Below are 22,709 nucleotides of genomic sequence, written 5' to 3' on the forward strand. Positions count from 1 at the left end.
TGTTTTAACTATACTTATTAACAGCAAAAACGATTATCTAATCCCATGAAATTAAAGAAAATAAAAAAGTTAAGCGGGATAAATAACCTAATCAGCGGCTGGGCGCCGTTTTAGTTAATGATAAAAAATGTACTTTCCGGTACCCTACGGCGGTTTTTCGTTTCATTGAGAGCTAATCATGACCACCACCCTGTTTAAAGATTTCACCTTCGAAGCCGCCCACCGCCTGCCTCATGTACCTGCCGGGCATAAGTGTGGCCGTTTGCACGGTCATTCATTCATGGTGCGACTCGAAATTACCGGTGAAGTCGATCCACATACAGGTTGGATCATCGATTTCGCTGAACTCAAAGCGGCGTTCAAACCGACGTACGATCGTCTGGATCACTACTATCTGAACGATATTCCTGGTCTGGAGAACCCAACCAGCGAAGTGCTGGCAAAATGGATTTGGGACGAGATGAAACCGTTGATCCCGCTGTTAAGTGCAGTGATGATCAAAGAAACCTGTACGGCGGGCTGCATTTATCGCGGCGAGTGATTTTCGCTTTTTGCCGGGTGGCGGCTTCGCCTTACCCGGCCTACAAACTCGTCGCCCTTGTAGGCCGGATAAGCGCAGCGCCATCCGGCTTTTAAGTCAGGCAATATTCAGATATTTGTGTGTCTGCATGGAGAGACGCCAGTTGCGAGCGATGCAGGTCTCAATGCACAGACGCGTCGCGTCTTCTTTCTGACTAATAGGCTGCAGCGCAATGATGCGCGGTTTATCATCGGTCAATGTGGCCAGCAGTTCATCCAGCGCTTCGATGTCGCGAACTCGCCCAACCGGATGTTTGATTTCATTGGCACGATCCAGCGCCTGTGAGAGCACGTCATACCCACCACGCATATTCACTTTCGGGGAAACCGTCACCCAGGTGTTGGGCGTACAGCGGACTTCGTGGGTGCCGCTGGTCTCAATCTGGCAGCTGAAACCATTCGTTTCCAACAACTCGGTCAGCGGCATCAAATCATGAATACAGGGTTCACCGCCGGTAATCACCACATGACGCGCGGTATAACCTTGTCTGCCAATGACCGCCAGCAGATCTTCGCTGCTCGCCGCGCCCCATTTGTCGCTTTCTTTGGTTTTTGCCAGGATGCTATACAGGGAAACTTCCCGATCCTCAAGCTTATCCCAGGTGTGTTTGGTATCGCACCAGGCACAGCCAACCGGGCATCCCTGTAAACGAATGAAAATAGCGGGGACACCGGTAAAATAACCCTCACCTTGCAGGGTCTGGAACATCTCGTTAATCGGGTACTGCATAATCATCTCAATGTGGGGATAAACGATAATTATCGCAGATCCCCGCCAAAGTATCATGCCCCATCGGTGCTTTAGGCAGTGATTGCCGCAATAAAGCGCTCCGTGATCTGCTGCGGACGGGTGATTGCGCCACCCACCACAACAGTGTGTGCGCCTAACGCAAGGCAACGCGCTGCCAGCTCTGGCGTTTCGACATTGCCTTCCGCCACCACCGGAACCGTCACAGCAGCCAGCACATCGCGCAAAAAGCGGCAATCATTCTCTGGTAACCGATGACTTGCAGTTTCTGCGGTGTAGCCATAGAGCGTGGTTCCTACACAGTCGAACCCCAGCGCCTGCGCCGTGACAGCCTCTTCTACGCTGGCAATATCCGCCATCAGTAAAACCGCCGGATAGCGGGAACGGATCTGCGCCACCAGCGCCTCCAGAGTTTGCCCCTGTGGACGCGGGCGCGCGGTGGCATCGAGAGCAATAATTTCCGGTCCCACACTCATCAGCTCATCCACTTCTTTCATCGTGGCGGTAATAAATACCTCACAGTCCGGGTAATCACGTTTGATGATGCCAATCACCGGCAAAGAGACCTGCTGTTTAATAGCGGCAATATCCACCACACTATTCGCCCGGATCGCGACTGCCCCGCCTTGTGCTGCCGCCAGCGCCATGCGCGACATAATAAACGGGCTGTGTAAGGGTTCATGTTCCAGCGCCTGGCAGGAGACGACGAGCTTGCCTTTCAGGTTATCCAGTACAGTTTTCATTGTGATAATGTCTCTTCAATTTCATTTTTAATGATCGTGACATGCGGGCCATAAATGACCTGAACACCGTTACCACGCAGGATGACGCCACGCGCGCCGGTCGCTTTCAACGCCGCTTCATCCACCTTTGCGCCCTCTTTGACCGTGACGCGCAAACGCGTTGCACAGCAGTCCACCTCTTCAAGATTGTCTTTGCCGCCCAATCCGACAATCACTGCCGCCGCGCGTTCGCTTTGTGGGAGCACACTTTCCACAGTCGTCTCTTTCTCACGCCCCGGCGTCAGAAAACCAAAGCGGTTAATCAGGTAGCGGAACGTAAAGTAGTAGAGGAAGAACCACGGTATGCCGACCAGCGGTACGTACATCCAGTGCGTTTTGGCTTCGCCCTGTAACACGCCGAAGAGAATAAAATCGATAAATCCTCCGGAGAACGTCTGACCGATCGTGATATGCAAAATATGCGCGATCATAAACGCCAGCCCGTCGAAGAAGGCATGAATGACATACAGAACCGGCGCCACAAACAGGAAGGAGAACTCAATCGGTTCGGTGATCCCCGTGAGGAAGGAGGTCAGCGCGGCAGATAACAACAACCCAGCAACCCGTTTCTTGTTCTCCGCGTTTGCGGTGTGATACATCGCCAGACACGCGCCAATCAGGCCGAACATCATGGTGATAAAGCGACCGGACATAAAGCGCGAAGTGCCGATGTAAAACTGTTGGACAGCGGGGTCAGCGAGTTGGGCGAAGAAAATACGCTGCGTCCCCTCAACCAGTTGCCCATTGACAATTTCACTCCCCCCTAACGCCGTCGTCCAGAAAGGCAGATAGAAGATATGGTGCAGACCAAACGGGCCGAGCATACGCAGAATAAAGCCGTACAGAAACGTACCCAGATACCCTGTCGCATCCACCAGGCCACCCAGGCCAAAAATCAGTTTCTGGAAATGCGGCCACACGACGGTCATCACTGCGCCCACCAGAATCGCCGCCAGCGAACTGATGATCGGCACAAAGCGTGAGCCGCCAAAAAAGCCGAGGAACTGCGGCAACGCAATTTTGTTGAAGCGCTGATGCAGCACGCAGGTCACCAAACCAATCACCACGCCGCCGAAGACCCCCGTTTCCAGAGTCTGGATACCCAGCGTCATCCCCTGCCCAACCGCGCCAGGATTCTCGAGCGCCAGCGTACCGGTCAGGATCAGCAAGGCGTTGATCGTGGCGTTCATCACTAAAAACGCCAGCAGCGCCGCAAGCCCTGCGGTACCTTTGTCGGTTTTCGCCAGACCTACGGCGACCCCAACGGCAAACAGCACCGAGAGGTTGGCAAACACAATCGAGCCCGCACTGCTCATGATCGTAAAAATGGCCTGTAGCCATCCGATATCCAAAAATGGATAGGCCGTAATGGTGTTCGGATTCGAGAGCGCGCCACCGATCCCTAACAACAAGCCCGCGGCAGGCAATACCGCAATCGGCAACATGAACGATTTACCGAACCGCTGCGCCTTTTCAAACCAGGCGCCCGAGGAGGCACCACTGAATATTTGCATCATTTTTTCACTTCCCCATCAACAGATGAAAATTTTTACCACACAAATAAATAAAAGTGAAAATTATCACCACAAAACCAGGAAGCGGATCATAATTTTTTAAAATGACTGGCGCCGATCCCCTGCTTTCCGCCACACTAACCGCAGAGAAACGCATTAAGGATCTTGCATGTCAGAAAATGAAAATCTGCTGCTGAGGCTGCGCCAGGGGGTCTCCGGATACAGCCCGATTCAGCAAAAGCTGGGGGAGTTTGTTCTCAACGATCCGGCAAAAGTGCTCTACCTGACGATTACCGAACTGGCCCGTGAAAGCGACACCAGTGAAGCAAGCGTTACGCGTTTATGCCGCACGCTGGGATGTAAAGGCTATAACGAATTTAAAATGGCGCTGGCGCTGGATATTCAGCAAGGACAACCCGCTCAACAGAGCGGCGATGAGATTGATAACGTCGTCAATGAATCTGTGCAGGCATTGCAGGACACGGCAAAATTACTCGACAGAGCGATGCTGGAAAAAGCCGCGCTTGCGCTGCATCAGGCGCACTCTGTGCAGATCTATGGCGTGGCCGCCAGTGCGATCCTTGGGGAGTATTTGCATTACAAGCTCCTGCGACTCGGTAAACCCGCGCAGTTGTTCAGCGACATGCATCGTGCCGCCATGAATGCCGCGACGCTGTCAAATGAGACGCTGGTGGTGGCGATCTCCAGTTCTGGCTCGACCCGTGATTTGTTGCATGTGGTTAAGCTTGCCCGCAAACGCGGTGTGCCGGTGCTGGTCCTGAGTAATACGCCACGTAGCCCGCTGGGTTCATTGAGTGATTTCCAACTGGTAGCCGCCAAGCCCGAAGGTCCGCTGAGCGCCGGGGCGCTGAATGCGAAAGTCGGGGTGATGCTGTTAGTTGAACTGCTCACCACGTCGCTGATTGCGCTGGACGAGAGTTACAGCAATGTAAGCCAACAAACAGCCAGCGCGACGCTACCGCTGCTGCTGTAGCGCAGGCATAAAAAAACCCGCCGAAGCGGGTTTTTTCTTAAGAGGTAAGGTTCAGATTACTGACCTTTGATCTCTTTACGACCGTTGTACGGTGCTTTTTCGCCCAGCGCTTCTTCGATACGAATCAGCTGGTTGTATTTAGCAACACGGTCAGAACGGCTCATAGAACCGGTTTTGATCTGGCCAGCAGCAGTACCAACAGCCAGGTCAGCAATGGTCGCATCTTCAGTTTCGCCAGAACGGTGAGAGATCACAGCAGTGTAGCCAGCGTCTTTCGCCATTTTGATCGCAGCCAGAGTTTCGGTCAGGGAACCGATCTGGTTGAATTTGATCAGGATGGAGTTAGCGATACCGTTGTCGATACCACGTTTCAGGATTTTGGTGTTAGTTACGAACAGGTCGTCACCAACTAACTGAAGTTTGTCGCCCATAACTTTAGTCTGGTATGCGAAACCATCCCAGTCAGACTCGTCCAGACCGTCTTCGATGGAAACGATCGGGTACTGTTTAGTCAGGTCTTCCAGGAAGTGGGTAAATTCTTCAGAGGTGAAAGATTTGTTGCCTTCGCCAGCCAGAACGTATTTACCGTCTTTGTAGAATTCAGACGCTGCACAGTCCATCGCCAGAGTGATGTCGGTGCCCAGCTCGTAACCTGCAGCTTTAACCGCTTCAGCAATTACAGCCAGCGCTTCAGCGTTGGAACCCAGGTTCGGCGCATAGCCGCCTTCGTCGCCAACAGCAGTGTTCATGCCTTTTGCTTTCAGCACTTTAGCCAGGTTGTGGAACACTTCAGAACCCATACGTACGGCTTCTTTCAGGGTTTTCGCGCCAACCGGCTGAATCATGAATTCCTGGATATCAACGTTGTTGTCAGCGTGCTCACCACCGTTGATGATGTTCATCATCGGAACCGGCATAGAGTATTTGCCCGGAGTGCCGTTCAGCTCAGCAATGTGCTCGTACAGCGGCATGCCTTTAGCGGCAGCAGCAGCTTTGGCGTTAGCCAGAGACACAGCCAAAATAGCGTTCGCACCGAAGTTGGATTTGTTTTCAGTACCGTCCAGGTCGATCATTACCTTGTCGATGCCAGCCTGATCTTTGGCGTCTTTGCCAAGGATAGCCTGAGCGATCGGGCCGTTAACCGCGCCAACAGCTTTCAGAACGCCTTTACCCATGAAACGGGATTTGTCGCCATCGCGCAGTTCCAGCGCTTCGCGGGAACCAGTAGAAGCACCTGACGGAGCAGCTGCCATACCTACGAAACCACCCTCCAGGTGTACTTCGGCTTCAACAGTCGGGTTACCACGGGAGTCGATGATTTCACGACCGATGACTTTAACGATTTTGGACATTAGATTTTCCTCAGTACAAGTTAAACTAAAACTCCAGACAAACAACGCGTACCTAAGGTACGCGTTGCCGTTCTAACTTTTTACTTCTTACTTCGCCTGACGCTTCTGATGCTCGCTGGCGGCTTTCACAAAGCCCGCAAACAGCGGATGGCCATCACGTGGCGTGGAAGTAAATTCCGGGTGGAACTGACAGGCCACGAACCACGGATGATTCGGTACCTCAATGATCTCGACCAACTGATCATCACCGGAACGGCCTGCAACGCGCAGACCCGCAGCTTCAATTTGTTTCAACAGCATATTATTGACTTCGTAGCGGTGGCGATGGCGTTCAACAATCGTCGGCGTACCGTACAGCTTACGCACCAGACTCTCGTCGTCCAACTGACACTGCTGCGCGCCAAGGCGCATCGTGCCGCCCAGATCGCTCTTCTCAGTACGGACTTCAACGTTGCCGTCTTCATCACGCCATTCGGTAATCAGGGCCACCACCGGGTACTTACAGTCTGGCACAAATTCCGTCGAGTTGGCGTTGTCCATACCGACGACGTTACGCGCAAACTCAATCAACGCAACCTGCATACCCAGGCAGATGCCCAGATAAGGAATATTGTTCTCACGCGCATAGCGCGCGGTAGCGATCTTGCCTTCTACGCCACGGTAGCCGAAGCCACCAGGGATAAGAATAGCATCCAAATCTTTCAGAATTTCGACGCCACGCGTTTCAACATCCTGCGAATCAATCAGCTTGATGTTGACGGAGACACGATTTTTCAGACCACCGTGTTTCAACGCTTCGATAACTGACTTATAGGCGTCCGGCAGTTCAATGTACTTGCCGACCATACCAATCGTCACTTCGCCTGCCGGATTGGCTTCTTCATAGATAACCTGTTCCCATTCTGACAGATTAGCTTCCGGACAGTTCAAGCTGAATCGTTTACAAATATAATCGTCCAGCCCCTGAGATTTCAACAGGCCTGGAATTTTATAGATGGAATCGACATCTTTCAGAGAAATCACCGCTTTTTCCGGTACGTTACAGAACAATGCAATCTTCGCACGTTCATTCGCCGGTACAGCACGATCGGATCGGCAAATCAGGATATCTGGCTGAATACCGATAGAAAGCAGCTCTTTTACAGAGTGTTGAGTCGGTTTGGTTTTGACTTCGCCTGCCGCTGCCATATATGGAACCAGCGTCAGATGCATAAACAGCGTATGCTCGCGGCCAATTTCTACGGCCATCTGCCGAATCGCTTCAAGGAACGGCAGTGATTCGATATCACCCACCGTACCGCCGATCTCGACCAGTACAACATCATGGCCTTCGCCGCCTTCCAGAACGCGTTCTTTGATCGCATTCGTGATGTGCGGGATAACCTGTACGGTTGCGCCAAGATAATCGCCACGGCGTTCTTTACGCAAAACGTCGGAGTAGATACGACCTGTGGTGAAGTTGTTGCGGCGGCTCATTTTGGTGCGGATGAAACGCTCATAGTGCCCCAGGTCCAGATCGGTTTCAGCGCCGTCTTCAGTAACGAACACTTCCCCGTGTTGGATCGGGCTCATCGTGCCCGGATCGACGTTGATGTACGGATCCAGTTTCATCATGGTCACATTGAGACCACGGGCTTCAAGAATGGCTGCGAGGGAGGCTGCGGCAATGCCTTTTCCCAGAGAGGATACAACCCCGCCGGTCACAAAAATATAGTTCGTTGTCATGCTGAACCTGAGAAGTTAGGTTTAAAAGACGATGGAATAACCAAGACGGGAAAGCAGTATACCCGAACATGACGTACGCCACAAACTTTCATTATTCCTCCTCTTCATCAGGCTCACATTAATATTGGGAGTGAGAAAATAGCCCCTTTGGGCTAAATGTTTTTGACGCAAATCAAGAGCTTGTTATTTAAAAAACCACACAAAACGCCCTTGACCGCCTAAACTCCTTAGAGATCAATTTCCTGGCGTTTTACCTGCTGCCAGACTTCCTCCATGGTTTCCAAATCTACCCCAGTCATTTCCAGACCTCGGGCTGCGACAATGCGTTCAACCTCGCGAAAACGACGTTCGAACTTTTCATTCGCTTTTTGTAATGCCGTCTCCGCTTTAGTGCCCAAATGGCGGGCCATATTCACTGTAGCAAACAGTAAATCGCCCATTTCCTCCTCCAGTTTAGCCTGATCTACGACGACCTGCCGCGCCTCAAACATGACCTCGTCAATCTCTTCATAAACTTTATCGACGACCGGCCCGAGCGTTGTCCAGTCAAAGCCCACATTTGAACAACGTTTCTGGATTTTTTGCGCGCGCATTAATGCCGGTAAACTACGGGGAATATCATCCAGTGCTGAAAGCTGTGCTTTGTCGGCGCGTTCTTCCGTTTTTATCTGCTCCCAGCGGGTAAGCACTTCGGTACTGGTATTGGCGCACGCATCGGCAAACACATGCGGATGACGGCGTTCAAGTTTGTCGCTGATGGCGGCGCAAATATCGTTAAAATCGAAGCGCCCCTCTTCCTGTGCCATCTGAGCGTAGAACACAACCTGAAACAGCAGATCGCCCAATTCACCCCGCAGATCGTCAAAATCTTCACGGGCTATTGCATCCAGCACTTCGTAAGTCTCTTCCAGCGTATGCGGCGCAATGGTGGCGAACGTTTGTTCTTTATCCCACGGACAGCCATTTTCCGGGTCACGCAGACGCTTCATGATGCCGAACAGGCGGTCAATTTGATTCATGTGAGGTTCCTGAGAGTTGTAACCAATGTCGGCCTGATAAGACATATCGCATCGCCATCAGGCAAAAAAATGCCGGATAGCGGCTAACGCCGTATCCGGCCTAAAGAGTAAAATTAACTCCCGTGCAAGCGACGAGCGTCGATCACATCCGGTACCTGGTTCAGCTTGCCCAGCACGCGGCCCAGCACCTGTAGGTTGTAAATTTCGATGGTCATATCAATTGTGGCAAGCTGCTGCTTAGTATCACTACGGCTGGCGACGCCCAGCACGTTCACTTTTTCGTTCGCCAGAATAGTGGTGATGTCGCGCAACAGCCCGCTGCGATCGTTGGCCTGAACACGCACAACCAGCGAATAACCGGCGGAATAGCTTTCGCCCCAGACCGCATCGACAATCCGCTCCGGCGCGTGGGAACGCAGTTCCGTCAACTGTTCGCAGTCCGCACGGTGAACAGAAATACCGCGCCCCTGGGTGATGAAACCAACGATCTCATCGCCCGGAATCGGCTGGCAGCAGCGGGCAATGTGGTGCATCAGGTTCCCGACACCTTCCACCACCACGCGGCCATCATCTTTGCGACGGTTCTGCGGCGCATGCGCTTTCTGCTGCAGTTGTTTCAGCGCGGCAGCATCCTGTTCTGCGGCACTGGGTTTATTGAACTGTGATTGCAGGAAGTTCACCATCTGGTTCAGACGGATATCCCCTCCGCCGATTGCCGCCAACAGTTCATCCAGCTCGTTAAAGCTGTAGCGTGGCAGCAGGTGCTTTTCAGCCTCCTTCAGGCTGATGCCCAAATGTTCCAGTTCGTCGTCAAGGATCTGGCGACCCGCAAGAATGTTTTTGTCCCGGTCTTGCTTACGGAACCAGGCATGAATTTTTGATCGGCCACGGCTGGTAGTGACATAGCCCAGGTTTGGGTTGAGCCAGTCACGGCTGGGGTTTGGCTGCTTCTGGGTGATGATTTCTATCTGATCCCCCATTTGCAGTTGATAAGTAAACGGCACAATGCGACCGCCGATTTTCGCCCCAATGCAGCGGTGCCCCACATCACTGTGAATATGGTAAGCAAAGTCGAGCGGCGTAGAGCCTGCGGGCAAGTCCACCACGTCGCCTTTTGGGGTAAAGACATACACGCGATCATCAAAGACCTGGCTGCGTACTTCGTCCAGCATTTCGCCGGAATCCGCCATCTCTTCCTGCCAGGCAATCAGCTTACGCAGCCAGGCGATCCGGTCTTCATGACCAGAACGCGCGGCCCCCGCAGCGGTACCCTCTTTGTACTTCCAGTGCGCGGCAACACCCAGTTCGGCATCTTCATGCATCTGTCGGGTGCGTATCTGAATTTCGATGGTTTTTCCACCCGGCCCAAGCACAACGGTATGGATAGACTGATAACCATTGGGTTTCGGATTGGCGACGTAGTCGTCAAATTCATCGGGAAGATGGCGATAATGCGTATGCACAATCCCCAGCGCGGCATAGCAGTCCTGTAAACGTTCCGCCACGATGCGTACGGCACGCACATCGAACAGCTCATCAAACGCCAGCTGCTTTTTCTGCATTTTGCGCCAGATGCTATAGATGTGTTTCGGGCGACCATACACTTCCGCTTTCACGCCTTCGGTCTTCATCTCCTTACGCAGATGACCGACAAACTCGTCGATGTAATGCTCACGGTCAATGCGCCGTTCATGCAGCAGCTTGGCAATGCGTTTGTATTCTGCCGGGTGCAGATAGCGGAAACAGTAATCTTCGAGTTCCCATTTCAACTGCCCGATCCCCAGGCGGTTTGCCAGCGGTGCGTAGATGTTGGTGCACTCTTTCGCTGCCAGCACGCGTTCGTCTTCCGGTGCGTCTTTTACTTCACGCAGATGCGCAATACGTTCCGCCAGTTTGATGACCACGCAGCGGAAATCGTCCACCATCGCCAGCAACATCCGGCGAACGTTATCAACCTGTTCGGAGGAGACGGAGTCGGTGTGCGTCGCTTTAAGCTGGCGGATTGCCGCCATGTCGCGTACACCATGAATAAGATTGACAATAGACTTACCGACGCTCTCGCGCAGAACATCCTCGCTGACAACATTGCCATCCGCCAGAGGGAACAACAGCGCAGCGCGCAACGTGTCGATGTCCATACTCAGCATGGAGAGAATTTCCACCATCTCCACACCGCGCCACAGCAACAACTCGGCATCCGGGTGTCCCTGTGTCTGTTGCAGGCAATACGCCCAGGTTTCGGCTAAGCGCTCACACGACGACTGGCTGGTGATTCCCAGACTCGCGATCCATTTTTTCGGATCAAATTCACCCGCTTTATTAAGATGTGCACTTCTTACCGCAACCATTGCCTCTCCTTAAGGGACCCGGTCTGCCAACGTCGGCAAACCGTGATTCATTACAACTGCTCAAACAACACCATCGACTCCAGGTGCCCAGTGTGCGGGAACATGTCGAGCATCGCCAACCGCTGAATCTGATAACCTGCGTTCAACAACGCTTCGCTATCACGAGCCAACGTGGCTGGGTTACAGGATACATAAACAATGCGGCCAGGGTTCAATTTTATAATATGTTGCATCACTCCAGCTGCCCCAGCGCGAGCAGGATCGAGCAAGATTTTGTCAAAGCCCTCAGCCGCCCACGGCTGCTGAGTCACATCGTCCTCGAGATTCTCGTGAAAGAATGTCACATTGTGTAATCCGTTGCGCAACGCATTTTCACGCCCTTTTTCTACCAATGCGGGTACGCCTTCTACGCCCACCACATGAAGCGCGCGCGTTGCCATGGGTAGGGTAAAATTGCCCATACCGCAGAAAAGATCTAATACGCGATCGTGGGGTTGGATATCCAGCCACTCCATCGCTCGCGCGACCATCAGCTGGTTTACCCCGGCGTTAACCTGGATAAAGTCACGTGGACTGAAGGTTAAGCGTAGCCCCTTTGAATCGTACCAGGGCGCCTCCCCGGAAATCGGCTCAAGTATGTCGCTTTGAGGTGCCAGAAACAGAAATAGTCCTTCAGAATGCGAAAAGCGTTCCAGTTTTTCTTTATCTGCCGCGCTTAAGGGTCCGGTATGACGCAGGATCATCAGCGTGCCATTCTCTGCCTGCACCAGCTCAACGTGGCCAAGATGGCGAATGGCCTGCAGAGCGGTAAGGCATGCCCTGAGACTGGGCAATAATGCCTCTAGCTGGGGCACCAATACCGGACACTGCGTCACTTCGACAATGTCACTGGAATTGGCTTTGCGAAATCCCATCTGAAGATGCTGCGTTTTGGGTTGATAGTTCAGGCTCAGTCGCGCGCGACGACGGTAATTCCACGCAGAACCGGCAATGATTTCAGAAACATCATTTTTCATTAAACGCGCGAGCGCCGCACTTTTGCTTTGCTGTTGCAGAGCAATGCTGGCATGTTGTTGCTGACATCCACCGCAGACGCCAAAATGCGGACAGCGTGGTATTTCACGCTCCGGACTCTCTTTCAGACGACGTTTAACCTGGGCGCGGGCGTACTGTTTTTTCTCTTCGGTGATAACGACTTCAGCGCTTTCTTGCGGCAGTAATCCCGGAATAAACAGAGCCTTACCGTTGTGACGAGCAACGCCCTGGCCAAAGGGATCCAGGTCATTGACTGTAACGGTTATGATCTGACGCGTCGTCACGCGTCGTTTTGCAGAGTAGAATTGCGCCATCGACGAGATTTTTCTCAATTTAACAGTGTGACCCTAATTGTCCCATAACGGAACTCCATGACCAACTACAGCCTGCGCGCACGCATGATGATTCTGATCCTGGCACCGACTGTCCTTATTGGTTTACTGCTCAGTATCTTTTTCGTCGTGCATCGCTATCACGACTTGCAGCGTCAACTGGAAGATGCCGGCGCCAGCATTATCGAACCCCTTGCGGTCTCCAGCGAATATGGCATGAATCTGCAGAACCGCGAATCCATCGGTCAGTTGATCAGTGTCCTGCATCGCCGTCATTCCGATATTGTGCGGGCGATTTCGGTCTTTGATGAAAACAATCGGCTGTTTGTCACCTCGAATTTTCACCTCGACCCGACAGACATGCAGCTCGCCACTGGCGCACCGTTCCCCCGTAGGCTGAGCGTGACCCGCCACGGGGATATCATGATCCTTCGCACGCCCATTGTTTCTGAGAGCTATTCGCCGGATGAATCAGCGGTGAGTGACGCCAAAAACACCCAAAACATGTTGGGATATGTGGCGCTGGAACTGGATCTCCGCTCGGTGCGGCTACAGCAGTACAAAGAGATCTTTATTTCCAGCGTCATGATGCTGTTTTGCATCGGCATCGCGTTAATTTTCGGCTGGCGGCTGATGCGCGACGTCACCGGTCCTATTCGAAATATGGTCAATACTGTTGACCGGATCCGCCGCGGGCAGCTCGACAGTCGTGTTGAAGGATTCATGCTCGGCGAGCTGGATATGTTGAAAAATGGCATCAACTCGATGGCGATGTCGCTTGCGGCTTATCATGAAGAGATGCAGCACAACATTGATCAGGCGACCTCTGATCTGCGCGAAACGCTGGAGCAAATGGAGATCCAGAACGTTGAGCTGGACCTGGCGAAAAAACGCGCCCAGGAAGCCGCGCGCATTAAGTCTGAGTTTTTGGCGAATATGTCCCACGAGCTGCGCACCCCGCTCAATGGCGTTATTGGCTTTACCCGTCTGACGTTGAAAACCGAGCTAAATCCAACCCAACGCGATCACCTGAATACCATTGAACGTTCGGCGAATAACCTGCTGGCGATCATTAATGATGTGCTCGACTTCTCCAAGCTGGAAGCGGGTAAACTGATCCTGGAGAGTATCCCCTTCCAACTGCGTAATGCGCTCGATGAAGTCGTGACCCTTTTAGCCCACTCCTCGCACGATAAAGGGCTGGAGCTGACGCTCAATATTAAAAATGACGTGCCGGACAACGTCATTGGCGATCCGCTGCGTTTACAGCAAGTGATCACCAATCTGGTGGGGAACGCCATTAAATTCACTGAAAGCGGTAATATCGATATTCTGGTGGAGAAACGCGCGATCAGTAACACCAAGGTGCAGATTGAAGTGCAGATCCGCGACACCGGGATCGGTATTCCTGAACGCGATCAGTCGCGGTTGTTCCAGGCGTTCCGCCAGGCAGACGCCAGCATTTCGCGCCGCCACGGGGGAACCGGGTTAGGACTGGTGATTACACAAAAACTGGTCAACGAAATGGGCGGAGATATCTCGTTCCACAGCCAGCCTAATCGTGGTTCTACCTTCTGGTTCCATATCAATCTCGATCTCAACCCGAATGTTATCAGCGATGGCCCCTCGACCCGTTGCCTGGCGGGTAAACGTCTGGCTTATGTCGAACCTAATGCCACCGCCGCGCAATGCACATTGGATATGCTGAGTGATACGCCGCTTGAAGTGATTTATAGTCCGACATTTTCGGCCTTACCGATCGATCACTACGATATTCTGCTGCTGAGCGTGCCGGTTACGCTCCGCGAGCCGCTCAGCATGCAGCATGAACGACTGGCAAAAGCGGCATCAATGACCGAATTCCTGCTATTGGCACTGCCTTGCCATGCCCAAATCAACGCGGAAGAGCTCAAACAGGGAGGCGCGGCAGCCTGTCTGTTAAAACCGCTAACCTCCACCCGTTTGCTGCCTGTATTGAGCGAATATTGTCATCTGAATAAAAGCCCCGAGTTACTGCCCGTTAATGAAAGTAAAATTGCGATGTCGGTGATGGCGGTAGATGATAACCCCGCTAACCTGAAGCTCATCGGCGCGTTGCTGGAAGATATCGTGCAGCACGTCGAGCTTTGCGACAGCGGTCACCAGGCGGTGGAGCGGGCCAAACAGCTGCAGTTTGATTTGATCCTGATGGATATTCAGATGCCTGATATGGATGGCATTCGCGCCTGCGAACTGATTCATCAACTCCCTCACCAACAGCAAACGCCGGTTATTGCCGTCACCGCACATGCCATGGCGGGGCAAAAAGAGAAGTTGCTGAGTGCGGGGATGAACGACTATCTGGCGAAACCGATTGAAGAAGAGAAGCTCTACAACCTGCTGCTGCGCTACAAGCCAGGGGCTGGAGTTGCAAACCGAGTACAGGTGCCAGAACCGGTCGAATTTATCTTCAACCCGAATGCCACGCTCGACTGGCAACTGGCGCTCAGACAGGCCGCCGGAAAATCCTCCCTGGCGAGAGATATGCTGCAAATGTTGCTCGACTTTTTGCCGGAGGTTCGCAATAAGATTGAAGAGCAACTGGTCGGGGAAAAACCGGAAGGTCTTGTCGATTTAATCCACAAATTGCATGGCAGCTGTGGCTACAGCGGCGTACCGCGCATGAAGAGCCTTTGTCAGTTCATTGAGCAGCAACTGCGTAGTGGAATTAAAGCAGAAGAGCTGGAGCCGGAACTGCTGGAGCTGCTCGATGAAATGGATAACGTCGCGCGGGAAGCTAAAAAGATGCTGGGGTGAAACGTTAAAACCGGATGGCAATACGTCTTATCTGACCCGCTGGCTCATGCCCAGGTCAGATAAGCGACGCTTCAACAAACAGTCAGCGAAACCGTTGTCCCAGCCTGATGGTTGCGGCCACGTTTCGCGCGGTCATCCGCACGTTCTCGGCGGCATTTTTCAGCGCATCGTCCAGAGTGCATATGTTATAAATCACGCTAAAAACAGCATCGATGCCATGCTGGTGCACCACGCCGACGTCCGCCGTTAAACTCCCGGCAATGCCTATCACCGGCTTATTGTAGCGCTTTGCGACGCTGGCGACGCCAACGGGGACTTTGCCGTGAATTGTCTGGCTGTCGATACGCCCTTCCCCGGTGATCACCAAATCCGCATCGATGACACAGGCATCCAGATGCAGAGCATCGGTCACTATCTCAATCCCACTGCGCAATTCAGCACCGCAAAACGCATACAGCGCAGCACCCATCCCGCCCGCCGCACCGCCGCCAGCAAGATCAGAGACATCAACATCCAGATCACGGGCAATCAACTGCGCATAGTGCGCGAGTGCCTTATCCAGGCGCGAGATCATTTCGGGCGTCGCCCCTTTCTGTGGGCCAAAAACAGCCGACGCGCCCTCGTTTCCGGTCAATGGATTGGTCACATCGCACGCCACGTCAATGCGGCACGCGGCAAGGCGCCTGTCCAGTTGACTGATATCGATCTGCGCAAGTGTTTCCAGCGCCGCACCACCCGGTGCGATCTCGTTTTGCCGGGAATCCAGTAATCTTGCGCCCAGCGCCTGCATCATGCCCGCGCCGCCATCATTCGTGGCGCTGCCGCCAAGGCCAATGATGATGTGTTCGACGCCCGCATCTAAGGCGCGGCGAATAAGCTCGCCGGTCCCCCACGAGGTCGTTTTGAGCGGATCACGCAGTTCCGGCGGGACCTGTTCCAGACCACTGGCAGCAGCCATTTCGATGAAGGCGGAGCGCTCATCGCCAGACAAACCGTAGAATGCGTCAACAGGTTTGCCCAGAGGGCCCGTCACCTTAACATGCACCATACGACCCGCCGTCGCCTCAACCATGGCCTCGACCGTTCCTTCTCCACCATCAGCAACCGGAATCTTCACGTAATCCGCATCAGGCCAGATTTCGCGAAACCCCTGCTCAATGGCGGTCGCCACTTCAAGCGCACTCAAACTTTCCTTATATGAGTCCGGCGCGATCACTATTTTCATAAAGCATCCTTAGCATGTTGACTACGTTAAGCATACACTCGGTTTGGTGATAAAAACTGCCGGTTCCCTTCAGAACCGGCACCTTGCTTAACGCACCATGCATGGACGCTTGTTGTCGAATGTCCAGTTAGGGATCAGGTACTGCATTCCCATAGCATCATCGCGCGCCCCCAAACCGTGTTGCTGATACAACTCGTGCGCTTTCATCACTTGATCCATATCGAGCTCAACACCCAGCCCTGGTTTTTCCGGTACTTGTACCATACCGCCTTTAATTTCAAACGGTTCTTTAGTCAGGCGTTGATTACCTTCTTGCCAAATCCAGTGCGTATCAATAGCCGTGATCTTACCTGGCGCTGCCGCGGCCACATGGGTAAACATCGCCAGCGAAATATCAAAGTGGTTGTTCGAGTGTGAACCCCAGGTCAGGCCAAATTCATGGCACATCTGCGCAACGCGCACCGAGCCTTGCATCGTCCAGAAGTGCGGGTCCGCCAGTGGAATATCCACCGATTGCAGCGAGAGCGTATGTCCCATCTGACGCCAGTCGGTGGCGATCATGTTGGTGGCCGTCGGCAAACCTGTGGCACGACGGAACTCAGCCATCACTTCGCGCCCTGAGAATCCTTGTTCTGCACCACACGGATCTTCTGCATACGCCAGGGATCCTTTCAGGTATTTGCCAATCCGGATCGCTTCATTGAGCGACCATGCGCCATTCGGATCCAACGTCACACGCGCCTGCGGGAAACGTTTTGCCAGAGCCACAATCGATTCTGCTTCTTCTTCCCCCGCCAGCACGCCGCCTTTGAGTTTAAAGTCGTTAAAGCCATATTTCTCGTACGCCGCTTCTGCCAGACGCACCACGGCATCCGGGGTCATGGCTTCCTCATGACGCAGACGATACCAGTCGCATTTCTCATCTGGCTGACTCTGGTACGGCAATGGCGTCGCGTTACGATTCCCGACAAAGAACAAGTATCCCAACATTTCCACTTCATTACGCTGCTGGCCATCACCCAACAAAGAGGCCACATTCACCCCCAGGTGTTGTCCAAGCAAATCAAGCAATGCGGCTTCGATCCCGGTCACCACATGAATAGTGGTACGCAGATCAAAGGTTTGCAGGCCGCGGCCTCCGGCATCACGGTCAGCAAATTCATTGCGTACCGCATTCAGCACATTTTTATATTCCCCCAGCGTTTTGCCCACCACCAGCGGGATCGCGTCCTCCAGCGTCTTACGGATTTTCTCGCCGCCGGGGATTTCACCGACGCCTGTATGGCCGGAGTTGTCTTTGATAATAACGATATTACGCGTGAAGAATGGAGCATGTGCGCCGCTCAGGTTCATCAGCATACTGTCATGACCGGCCACCGGGATAATCTGCATAGACACCACGACCGGGGTAGAAAATTGTGCGCTCATAATTAAGTCCTTATTCAGAATCAGTGACGGCCGAAAACAGGGCGTTTACGGTCGAAGGTCCAGCCGGGGATCAGATACTGCATCGGACCTGCGTCGTTACGCGCACCATCCGGCAGTTTTTTGTAAGCGTCATGCGCTTTTTGCACCTGATCCCAGTCCAGCTCTACGCCTAATCCAGGCGCATCCGGAACAGCAATTTTTCCGTCTTTAATTTCCAGTGGATGTTTCGTCAGGCGGCAATCGCCTTCCTGCCAGATCCAGTGCGTGTCAATCGCCGTCGGTGTACCCGGCGCCGCCGCACCTACATGCGTAAACATGGCCAGCGAAATATCGAAATGGTTGTTGGAATGACAGCCCCACGTCAGCCCCCAGTCGTCACACAACTGCGCCACACGGACTGCGCCAGAGAGCGTCCAGAAATGCGGGTCGGCAAGCGGAATATCCACCGAATTCAACATCACCGCATGCCCCATTTCACGCCAGTTGGTGGCGATCATATTGGTCGCCACTGGCAACCCAGTCGCCCGTCGGAATTCCGCCATCACTTCACGACCAGAGAAGCCTTGCTCCGCGCCACAGGGATCTTCTGCGTAAGTGAGAACATCGTTTAATCCTTTACACAACGTGATGGCTTCATCCAGCAGCCAGGCACCGTTGGGATCAACCGTGATACGCGCGTCCGGGAAACATTTTTTCAGCGCACGGGCGGTTTCAATCTCCTGCTCGCCAGGCAGCACGCCGCCTTTGAGTTTGAAGTCTTTAAATCCGTAGCGGTCCTGGGAGGCTTGTGCCAAACGCACTACCGCTTCGCTGCTCAATGCTTCCTGATGGCGCAGGCGATACCAGTCATGGTAACCCGGCGTGCTCTCCAGGTAGGGCAGATCGGTCTTTGTACGATCGCCCACATAGAAGAGATAACCCAGTACCGTCACCGCATCACGCTGCTTGCCAGGCCCTAACAGCTCGCACACCGGAACATTGAGCGCTTTGCCGAGCAGGTCAAGAAGCGCGGCTTCCAGCGCCGCCACTGCGTTAACCCGCAACTCAAACGTCCAGGCACCTTTACCAAAGGTCTCAAAATCAGCGGCCTGATGACCTTGATGTACCTGCTGAACCACGTTATTTAAGCGAGCGACCTCCTTGCCTAAAACCAACGGGACAGCCTCCACCAGCGTCTGGTAAATCACGTCGCCACCCGGCGCTTCCCCTACACCGGTATTCCCGGCGTTATCCGTCAGCACCACGATATTGCGGGTAAAACAGGCGTTATGCGCACCGCCGATATTAAGTAGCATGCTGTCATACCCGGCAACCGGAATGACCTTCATGTCTGTCACGATGGGGCTGGATTGCGTCGTCATGAGGATTTCCCTGTTACAGGTTTCAGCTCAATACGCTTGATATCGCCCACCAGCACCAGATAGCTCAGTACCGCAACCAATGCGTGAACGCCCACATAAATCAGCGCGCCGTTGAACGAGCCGGTTGTGCCTACGATGTAACCGATCGCAATTGGCGTGACGATGCCGGAAATGTTGCCGAACATATTGAACAGACCGCCTGAGAGACCGCTGATCTCTTTCGGCGCGGTATCCGCCATCACCGCCCAGCCCAAAGCCCCGATGCCTTTACCAAAGAAGGCCAGCGCCATAAAGCCGATGATCATCCATTCAACATTCACGTAGTTACAGAACACCATCACCATCGACAACAGCATCCCCAGCACGATCGGCGTTTTACGGGCGATATTGAGCGAACCGGTACGACGCATCAGCCAGTCGGAAATAATGCCGCCGAGCACACCGCCCACAAAGCCACAGATAGCCGGGACGGAAGCGACGAATCCGGCCTTCAATATCGACATGCCGCGCGCCTGCACCAAGTAGACCGGGAACCACGTGATGAAGAAGTACGTCAGGGCGTTGATGCAGTATTGGCCGATATAGACACCGATCATCATGCGGGAACCCAACAACTGCTTGATTTGTTCCCACTTCACGCTGAACGGCACTTTCACTTTGCTGTCTTTATGATCCATGTTGATCAGCGCGCCGCCTTCGGCGATGTAGTCCAGCTCTTTTTGGTTCACGCCAGGATGCTGGTTTGGTTCGTGGATAACTTTCAGCCAGACAAAGCTGATGATGATCCCCAATCCTCCCATAAAGAAGAAGACGTGCGACCAGCCCACTTCGTGGGTCAGCCAACCCATGATGGGCGCAAAGATAACCGTGGCGAAGTATTGCGCGGAGTTAAAGATCGCCACCGCCGTTCCCCTCTCCTGTGCAGGGAACCATGCCGCAACAATCCGACTGTTTCCGGGGAAAGAAGGTGCTTCCGCCAGACCAACAAGGAAACGTAAGGTGAATAGCGCCACAATAATGCCAAAGCCGCTAAAAATATCGACGAAGCCCTGTAACAGCGTAAACAGAGACCAAATAAAGATGGACCAGAAATAGACGCGTTTAGAGCCAAAGCGGTCAAGCAACCAGCCGCCTGGGATCTGTCCAATTACGTAGGCCCATGAAAAAGCCGAGAAAACATACCCCATTCCGACGGCGTCCAGACCAATATCTTTGGCCATTCCCGAACCGGCGATGGACAATGTGGCGCGGTCGCCATAGTTAAAGGATGTGACGATAAACAACATCACCACTATCCAGTAGCGGGCGTTGGTGCGTTTTTCAGCGCTACTCGCTGCCTGACTTAATGAACTCATTGTTGCACTCCTGAATTTTCGCGTTAGCCACGCTCACTCTGAACAGCACAACCGGTAGGGAATCAGAGAGACGTTTCGTGTTTTTGCCACTTTTATTAGGCCGTTCGGCTTGCGTACTGAATTTCTTATTACTGGCAGGAGAAGTATAAAAAGCATGCAACACTCTCTCACCGTGCAACAACACAGTTTTTTAGCGGCGTATTACATATGTTTATGGCAAAAGCCCAAGCCCGTGGAACCCACTTCACGGAAATGAAAACCAGGCGAGAAACGTTGGCAGCAAAGGCTTGAAAGGGAAGAGAGTGTGAATACGGTCGCTTGACCTCAGGAAAATGCCCGTAAAAAAACGCGTTTTATCCGCAGCTTCTGGTGCAGATGCCTAACGCTCGCGCAAATTGAATGTCACAGACGACACCTGACGCATCGCCTTTCGTTGAGGGGTAAAAAACAAAGAAGGGATGCCCCTCATTGGGGCATGAGTTCAGGAAAGTAACGTGCCCCAGTGTTCAACCCAGGGATTTGATTCGCTTTCGGGTTCCGGATGTTCGCCAGCATCAATCAACAACATTTCCCCCACGCGTTGCGCGCTTTGCTCCTGCAATAACGCGTCAAATTGCTTACCGCCGTTACAGAAATTGGTGTAGCTACTGTCGCCCAATGCAATCACGCCGTAGCGCAGATTTGGCTGAAAGCCGAGACTCTCTTTGATGCCATAGAACAACGGCACAATACTGTCGGGAAGATCACCCTGACCTGTCGTTGAGGTCACCACCAGAACGACTTTATCCAGATACGGCTGCCAGTCGGTCAATTCAGGGTCTTCAAACACCTTAGCATGATGACCCTGCGCGGTAAGGATAGCTTCCGCCTCTTCCGCAACCAGCAACGCATTTCCATACATTGTGCCGACAAAAATACCAATTTCCGCCATGACGATTTTCTCCCTGAATTAAACCTGATGATTCTCATCCTGACTGGACGGCTCACTAAACTCAACCCTTTCATTCTCAGGGAGAAGTCCGCGCCAGCCAAACTGCGATAATGCCTGCATCCAGATTGCATCCAGCCCGGCACGAATCGTCAGCGGTTCGCCAGTGAAGGGATGAGTCAACTCAAGCTGGCTCGCATGCAGCATCAATCTCTGGCAACCAAAATGCTCTGCGGCACTGCGATTCTGGCGCAAATCGCCGTGTTTACTGTCACCGATGATGGGATGGCGCAAATGCGCCAGATGACGCCGGAGCTGGTGCTTGCGACCCGTTTTGGGATCCAGTTCGACTAAACCATAACGGGTCGTGGGGTAACGCCCGGTCGCCACCGGCATTTCAACGGTCGCCAGACCACGATAATGCGTCACTGCAGGCTGCGGGCCTTTATCATCGCGGGCAAACTTATCGGCAATTTTATCCAGCTCTTCTACCAGCGGGTAGTCCAGCTCTGCATCATCCATTAACCAGCCACGGACAATCGCATGGTAGCGTTTCTGGATTTGGTGCTGTTCAAATTGCTGCGCAAGCCGACGCCCGGCTTCGCTGGATAATCCCATCAGCAGTACGCCGGAAGTGGGTCTGTCGAGCCGATGAGCGGTAAAGACGTGCTGGCCAATCTGGTCACGCACCGTTTGCATCACCACGACTTTTTCATCGCGATCCAGCCAGCTTCGGTGAACTAACCAACCGGAGGGCTTATTCACGGCAACCAGCCACTCATCCTGGTAAAGAATTTCCAGCATCAGGCGTTATCGCTCGTGAACAAGGCATCCAGTTCTTGCAACGCCTGAAGAAGTATGTCGCGCTGCGGATGATCGGCCTCCAGCGCCATTTCATAATAAGGGGCAATAGCAAAAGCGTCCGGAAGCGGCTGCGCGTTGTCGATCAACGTATGCATACGGGGGATCAGCACCCATTGTAACCATTCGACAGGCGCCATGGTATCCATACAAAAAGGCTGTGTGCTGGTAAACAGGTGAGCTTGTGGTTCATCCATTCGCCAGTGTTGATGTTCACGCAGCAGAGCTTCAAGCGCATGTAACTGCTGGCGCACACGTTCATGAGTCGTCACGATAAAAACCTCATTGATGAAAAACTGGCGCGAAGAATAGCATTTATAAACGAGC

Annotated in this window: 18 protein-coding genes; 3 read left to right on the forward strand and 15 right to left on the reverse strand. The window is 53.2% G+C overall.

Features of this window, described 5'->3' with window-relative positions; translation table 11 throughout:
• Positions 1-175: 175 nt before the first annotated feature.
• Positions 176-541 carry a 6-carboxytetrahydropterin synthase QueD gene (gene queD / locus CJP72_RS14000; protein WP_342212313.1) on the forward strand — a complete coding sequence of 122 codons (366 nt, stop codon included), beginning with the start codon at positions 176-178 and terminating at the stop codon, positions 539-541.
• 96 nt (positions 542-637) lie between these two features.
• Here the strand turns inward: queD and queE are convergent, their stop codons facing one another.
• From queE to CJP72_RS14015, 3 genes are all read right to left on the reverse strand, one after another.
• Positions 638-1,309, reverse strand: a complete 672-nt coding sequence (gene queE / locus CJP72_RS14005) for a 7-carboxy-7-deazaguanine synthase QueE (protein WP_162381974.1) — start codon at positions 1,307-1,309, stop codon at positions 638-640.
• Positions 1,310-1,380: 71 nt separating this feature from the next.
• The gene (locus CJP72_RS14010) at positions 1,381-2,070 is read right to left on the reverse strand and encodes an N-acetylmannosamine-6-phosphate 2-epimerase (RefSeq protein WP_162381975.1); all 690 of its coding nucleotides are present in this window, start codon (positions 2,068-2,070) and stop codon (positions 1,381-1,383) included.
• On the reverse strand, positions 2,067-3,626 hold the full coding sequence (locus CJP72_RS14015) for a PTS transporter subunit EIIC (protein ID WP_162381976.1): 1,560 nt from the start codon (positions 3,624-3,626) through the stop codon (positions 2,067-2,069). The genes CJP72_RS14010 and CJP72_RS14015 overlap by 4 nt, the downstream gene beginning before the upstream one ends.
• 166 nt (positions 3,627-3,792) lie before the next feature.
• Between CJP72_RS14015 and CJP72_RS14020 the strand changes: the two genes are divergently transcribed.
• Complete coding sequence (locus CJP72_RS14020) at positions 3,793-4,617, forward strand: MurR/RpiR family transcriptional regulator (RefSeq protein ID WP_162381977.1); 825 nt, start codon at positions 3,793-3,795, stop codon at positions 4,615-4,617.
• A gap of 56 nt (positions 4,618-4,673) precedes the next feature.
• On the opposite strand, the gene eno is transcribed toward CJP72_RS14020, so the two are convergent.
• The 5 genes from eno to rlmD form a co-directional block, all read right to left on the reverse strand.
• Positions 4,674-5,969 (reverse strand): phosphopyruvate hydratase, encoded by a 1,296-nt coding sequence (gene eno, locus CJP72_RS14025; RefSeq protein WP_162381978.1) that lies wholly within the window; start codon positions 5,967-5,969, stop codon positions 4,674-4,676.
• Between the two features lie 87 nt (positions 5,970-6,056).
• A complete protein-coding gene (gene pyrG / locus CJP72_RS14030; RefSeq protein ID WP_162381979.1) occupies positions 6,057-7,694 on the reverse strand; it encodes a glutamine hydrolyzing CTP synthase in 1,638 nt (545 codons plus the stop codon).
• A gap of 227 nt (positions 7,695-7,921) precedes the next feature.
• Positions 7,922-8,713, reverse strand: coding sequence for a nucleoside triphosphate pyrophosphohydrolase (gene mazG / locus CJP72_RS14035; protein WP_162381980.1), 792 nt, complete (start codon positions 8,711-8,713; stop codon positions 7,922-7,924).
• Positions 8,714-8,826: 113 nt separating this feature from the next.
• Entirely contained in the window at positions 8,827-11,061 is a 2,235-nt protein-coding gene (gene relA, locus CJP72_RS14040; protein WP_162381981.1) for a GTP diphosphokinase, read from the reverse strand.
• A 50-nt stretch (positions 11,062-11,111) separates the two neighbouring features.
• Positions 11,112-12,410, reverse strand: coding sequence for a 23S rRNA (uracil(1939)-C(5))-methyltransferase RlmD (gene rlmD, locus CJP72_RS14045; protein ID WP_162381982.1), 1,299 nt, complete (start codon positions 12,408-12,410; stop codon positions 11,112-11,114).
• Positions 12,411-12,467: 57 nt separating this feature from the next.
• Here rlmD and barA point away from each other — a divergent pair, with 57 nt between their 5' ends.
• A complete protein-coding gene (barA, locus tag CJP72_RS14050; protein WP_162381983.1) occupies positions 12,468-15,224 on the forward strand; it encodes a two-component sensor histidine kinase BarA in 2,757 nt (918 codons plus the stop codon).
• An 82-nt stretch (positions 15,225-15,306) separates the two neighbouring features.
• Here barA and CJP72_RS14055 read toward each other — a convergent pair whose 3' ends face one another.
• From CJP72_RS14055 to CJP72_RS14085, 7 genes are all read right to left on the reverse strand, one after another.
• Positions 15,307-16,449, reverse strand: coding sequence for a glycerate kinase (locus CJP72_RS14055; RefSeq protein ID WP_162381984.1), 1,143 nt, complete (start codon positions 16,447-16,449; stop codon positions 15,307-15,309).
• A gap of 87 nt (positions 16,450-16,536) precedes the next feature.
• Complete coding sequence (gene gudD / locus CJP72_RS14060) at positions 16,537-17,877, reverse strand: glucarate dehydratase (RefSeq protein WP_162381985.1); 1,341 nt, start codon at positions 17,875-17,877, stop codon at positions 16,537-16,539.
• 20 nt (positions 17,878-17,897) lie between these two features.
• Positions 17,898-19,238, reverse strand: coding sequence for an enolase C-terminal domain-like protein (locus CJP72_RS14065; RefSeq protein WP_162381986.1), 1,341 nt, complete (start codon positions 19,236-19,238; stop codon positions 17,898-17,900).
• Entirely contained in the window at positions 19,235-20,593 is a 1,359-nt protein-coding gene (gene gudP / locus CJP72_RS14070) for a galactarate/glucarate/glycerate transporter GudP (RefSeq protein WP_162381987.1), read from the reverse strand. The genes CJP72_RS14065 and gudP overlap by 4 nt, the downstream gene beginning before the upstream one ends.
• A gap of 481 nt (positions 20,594-21,074) precedes the next feature.
• Positions 21,075-21,524: a flavodoxin gene (locus tag CJP72_RS14075; RefSeq protein WP_162381988.1), complete on the reverse strand. Its 450-nt coding sequence runs from the start codon at positions 21,522-21,524 to the stop codon at positions 21,075-21,077.
• A gap of 18 nt (positions 21,525-21,542) precedes the next feature.
• Positions 21,543-22,325 carry a tRNA pseudouridine(65) synthase TruC gene (truC, locus tag CJP72_RS14080; protein WP_162381989.1) on the reverse strand — a complete coding sequence of 261 codons (783 nt, stop codon included), beginning with the start codon at positions 22,323-22,325 and terminating at the stop codon, positions 21,543-21,545.
• On the reverse strand, positions 22,325-22,654 hold the full coding sequence (locus CJP72_RS14085) for a YqcC family protein (protein WP_162381990.1): 330 nt from the start codon (positions 22,652-22,654) through the stop codon (positions 22,325-22,327). Before CJP72_RS14085 ends, truC begins: the two co-directional genes overlap by 1 nt.
• Positions 22,655-22,709 lie beyond the last annotated feature (55 nt).

This window comes from Citrobacter sp. NCU1 (genome assembly GCF_010231475.1).
GTDB lineage: Bacteria > Pseudomonadota > Gammaproteobacteria > Enterobacterales > Enterobacteriaceae > Citrobacter_D.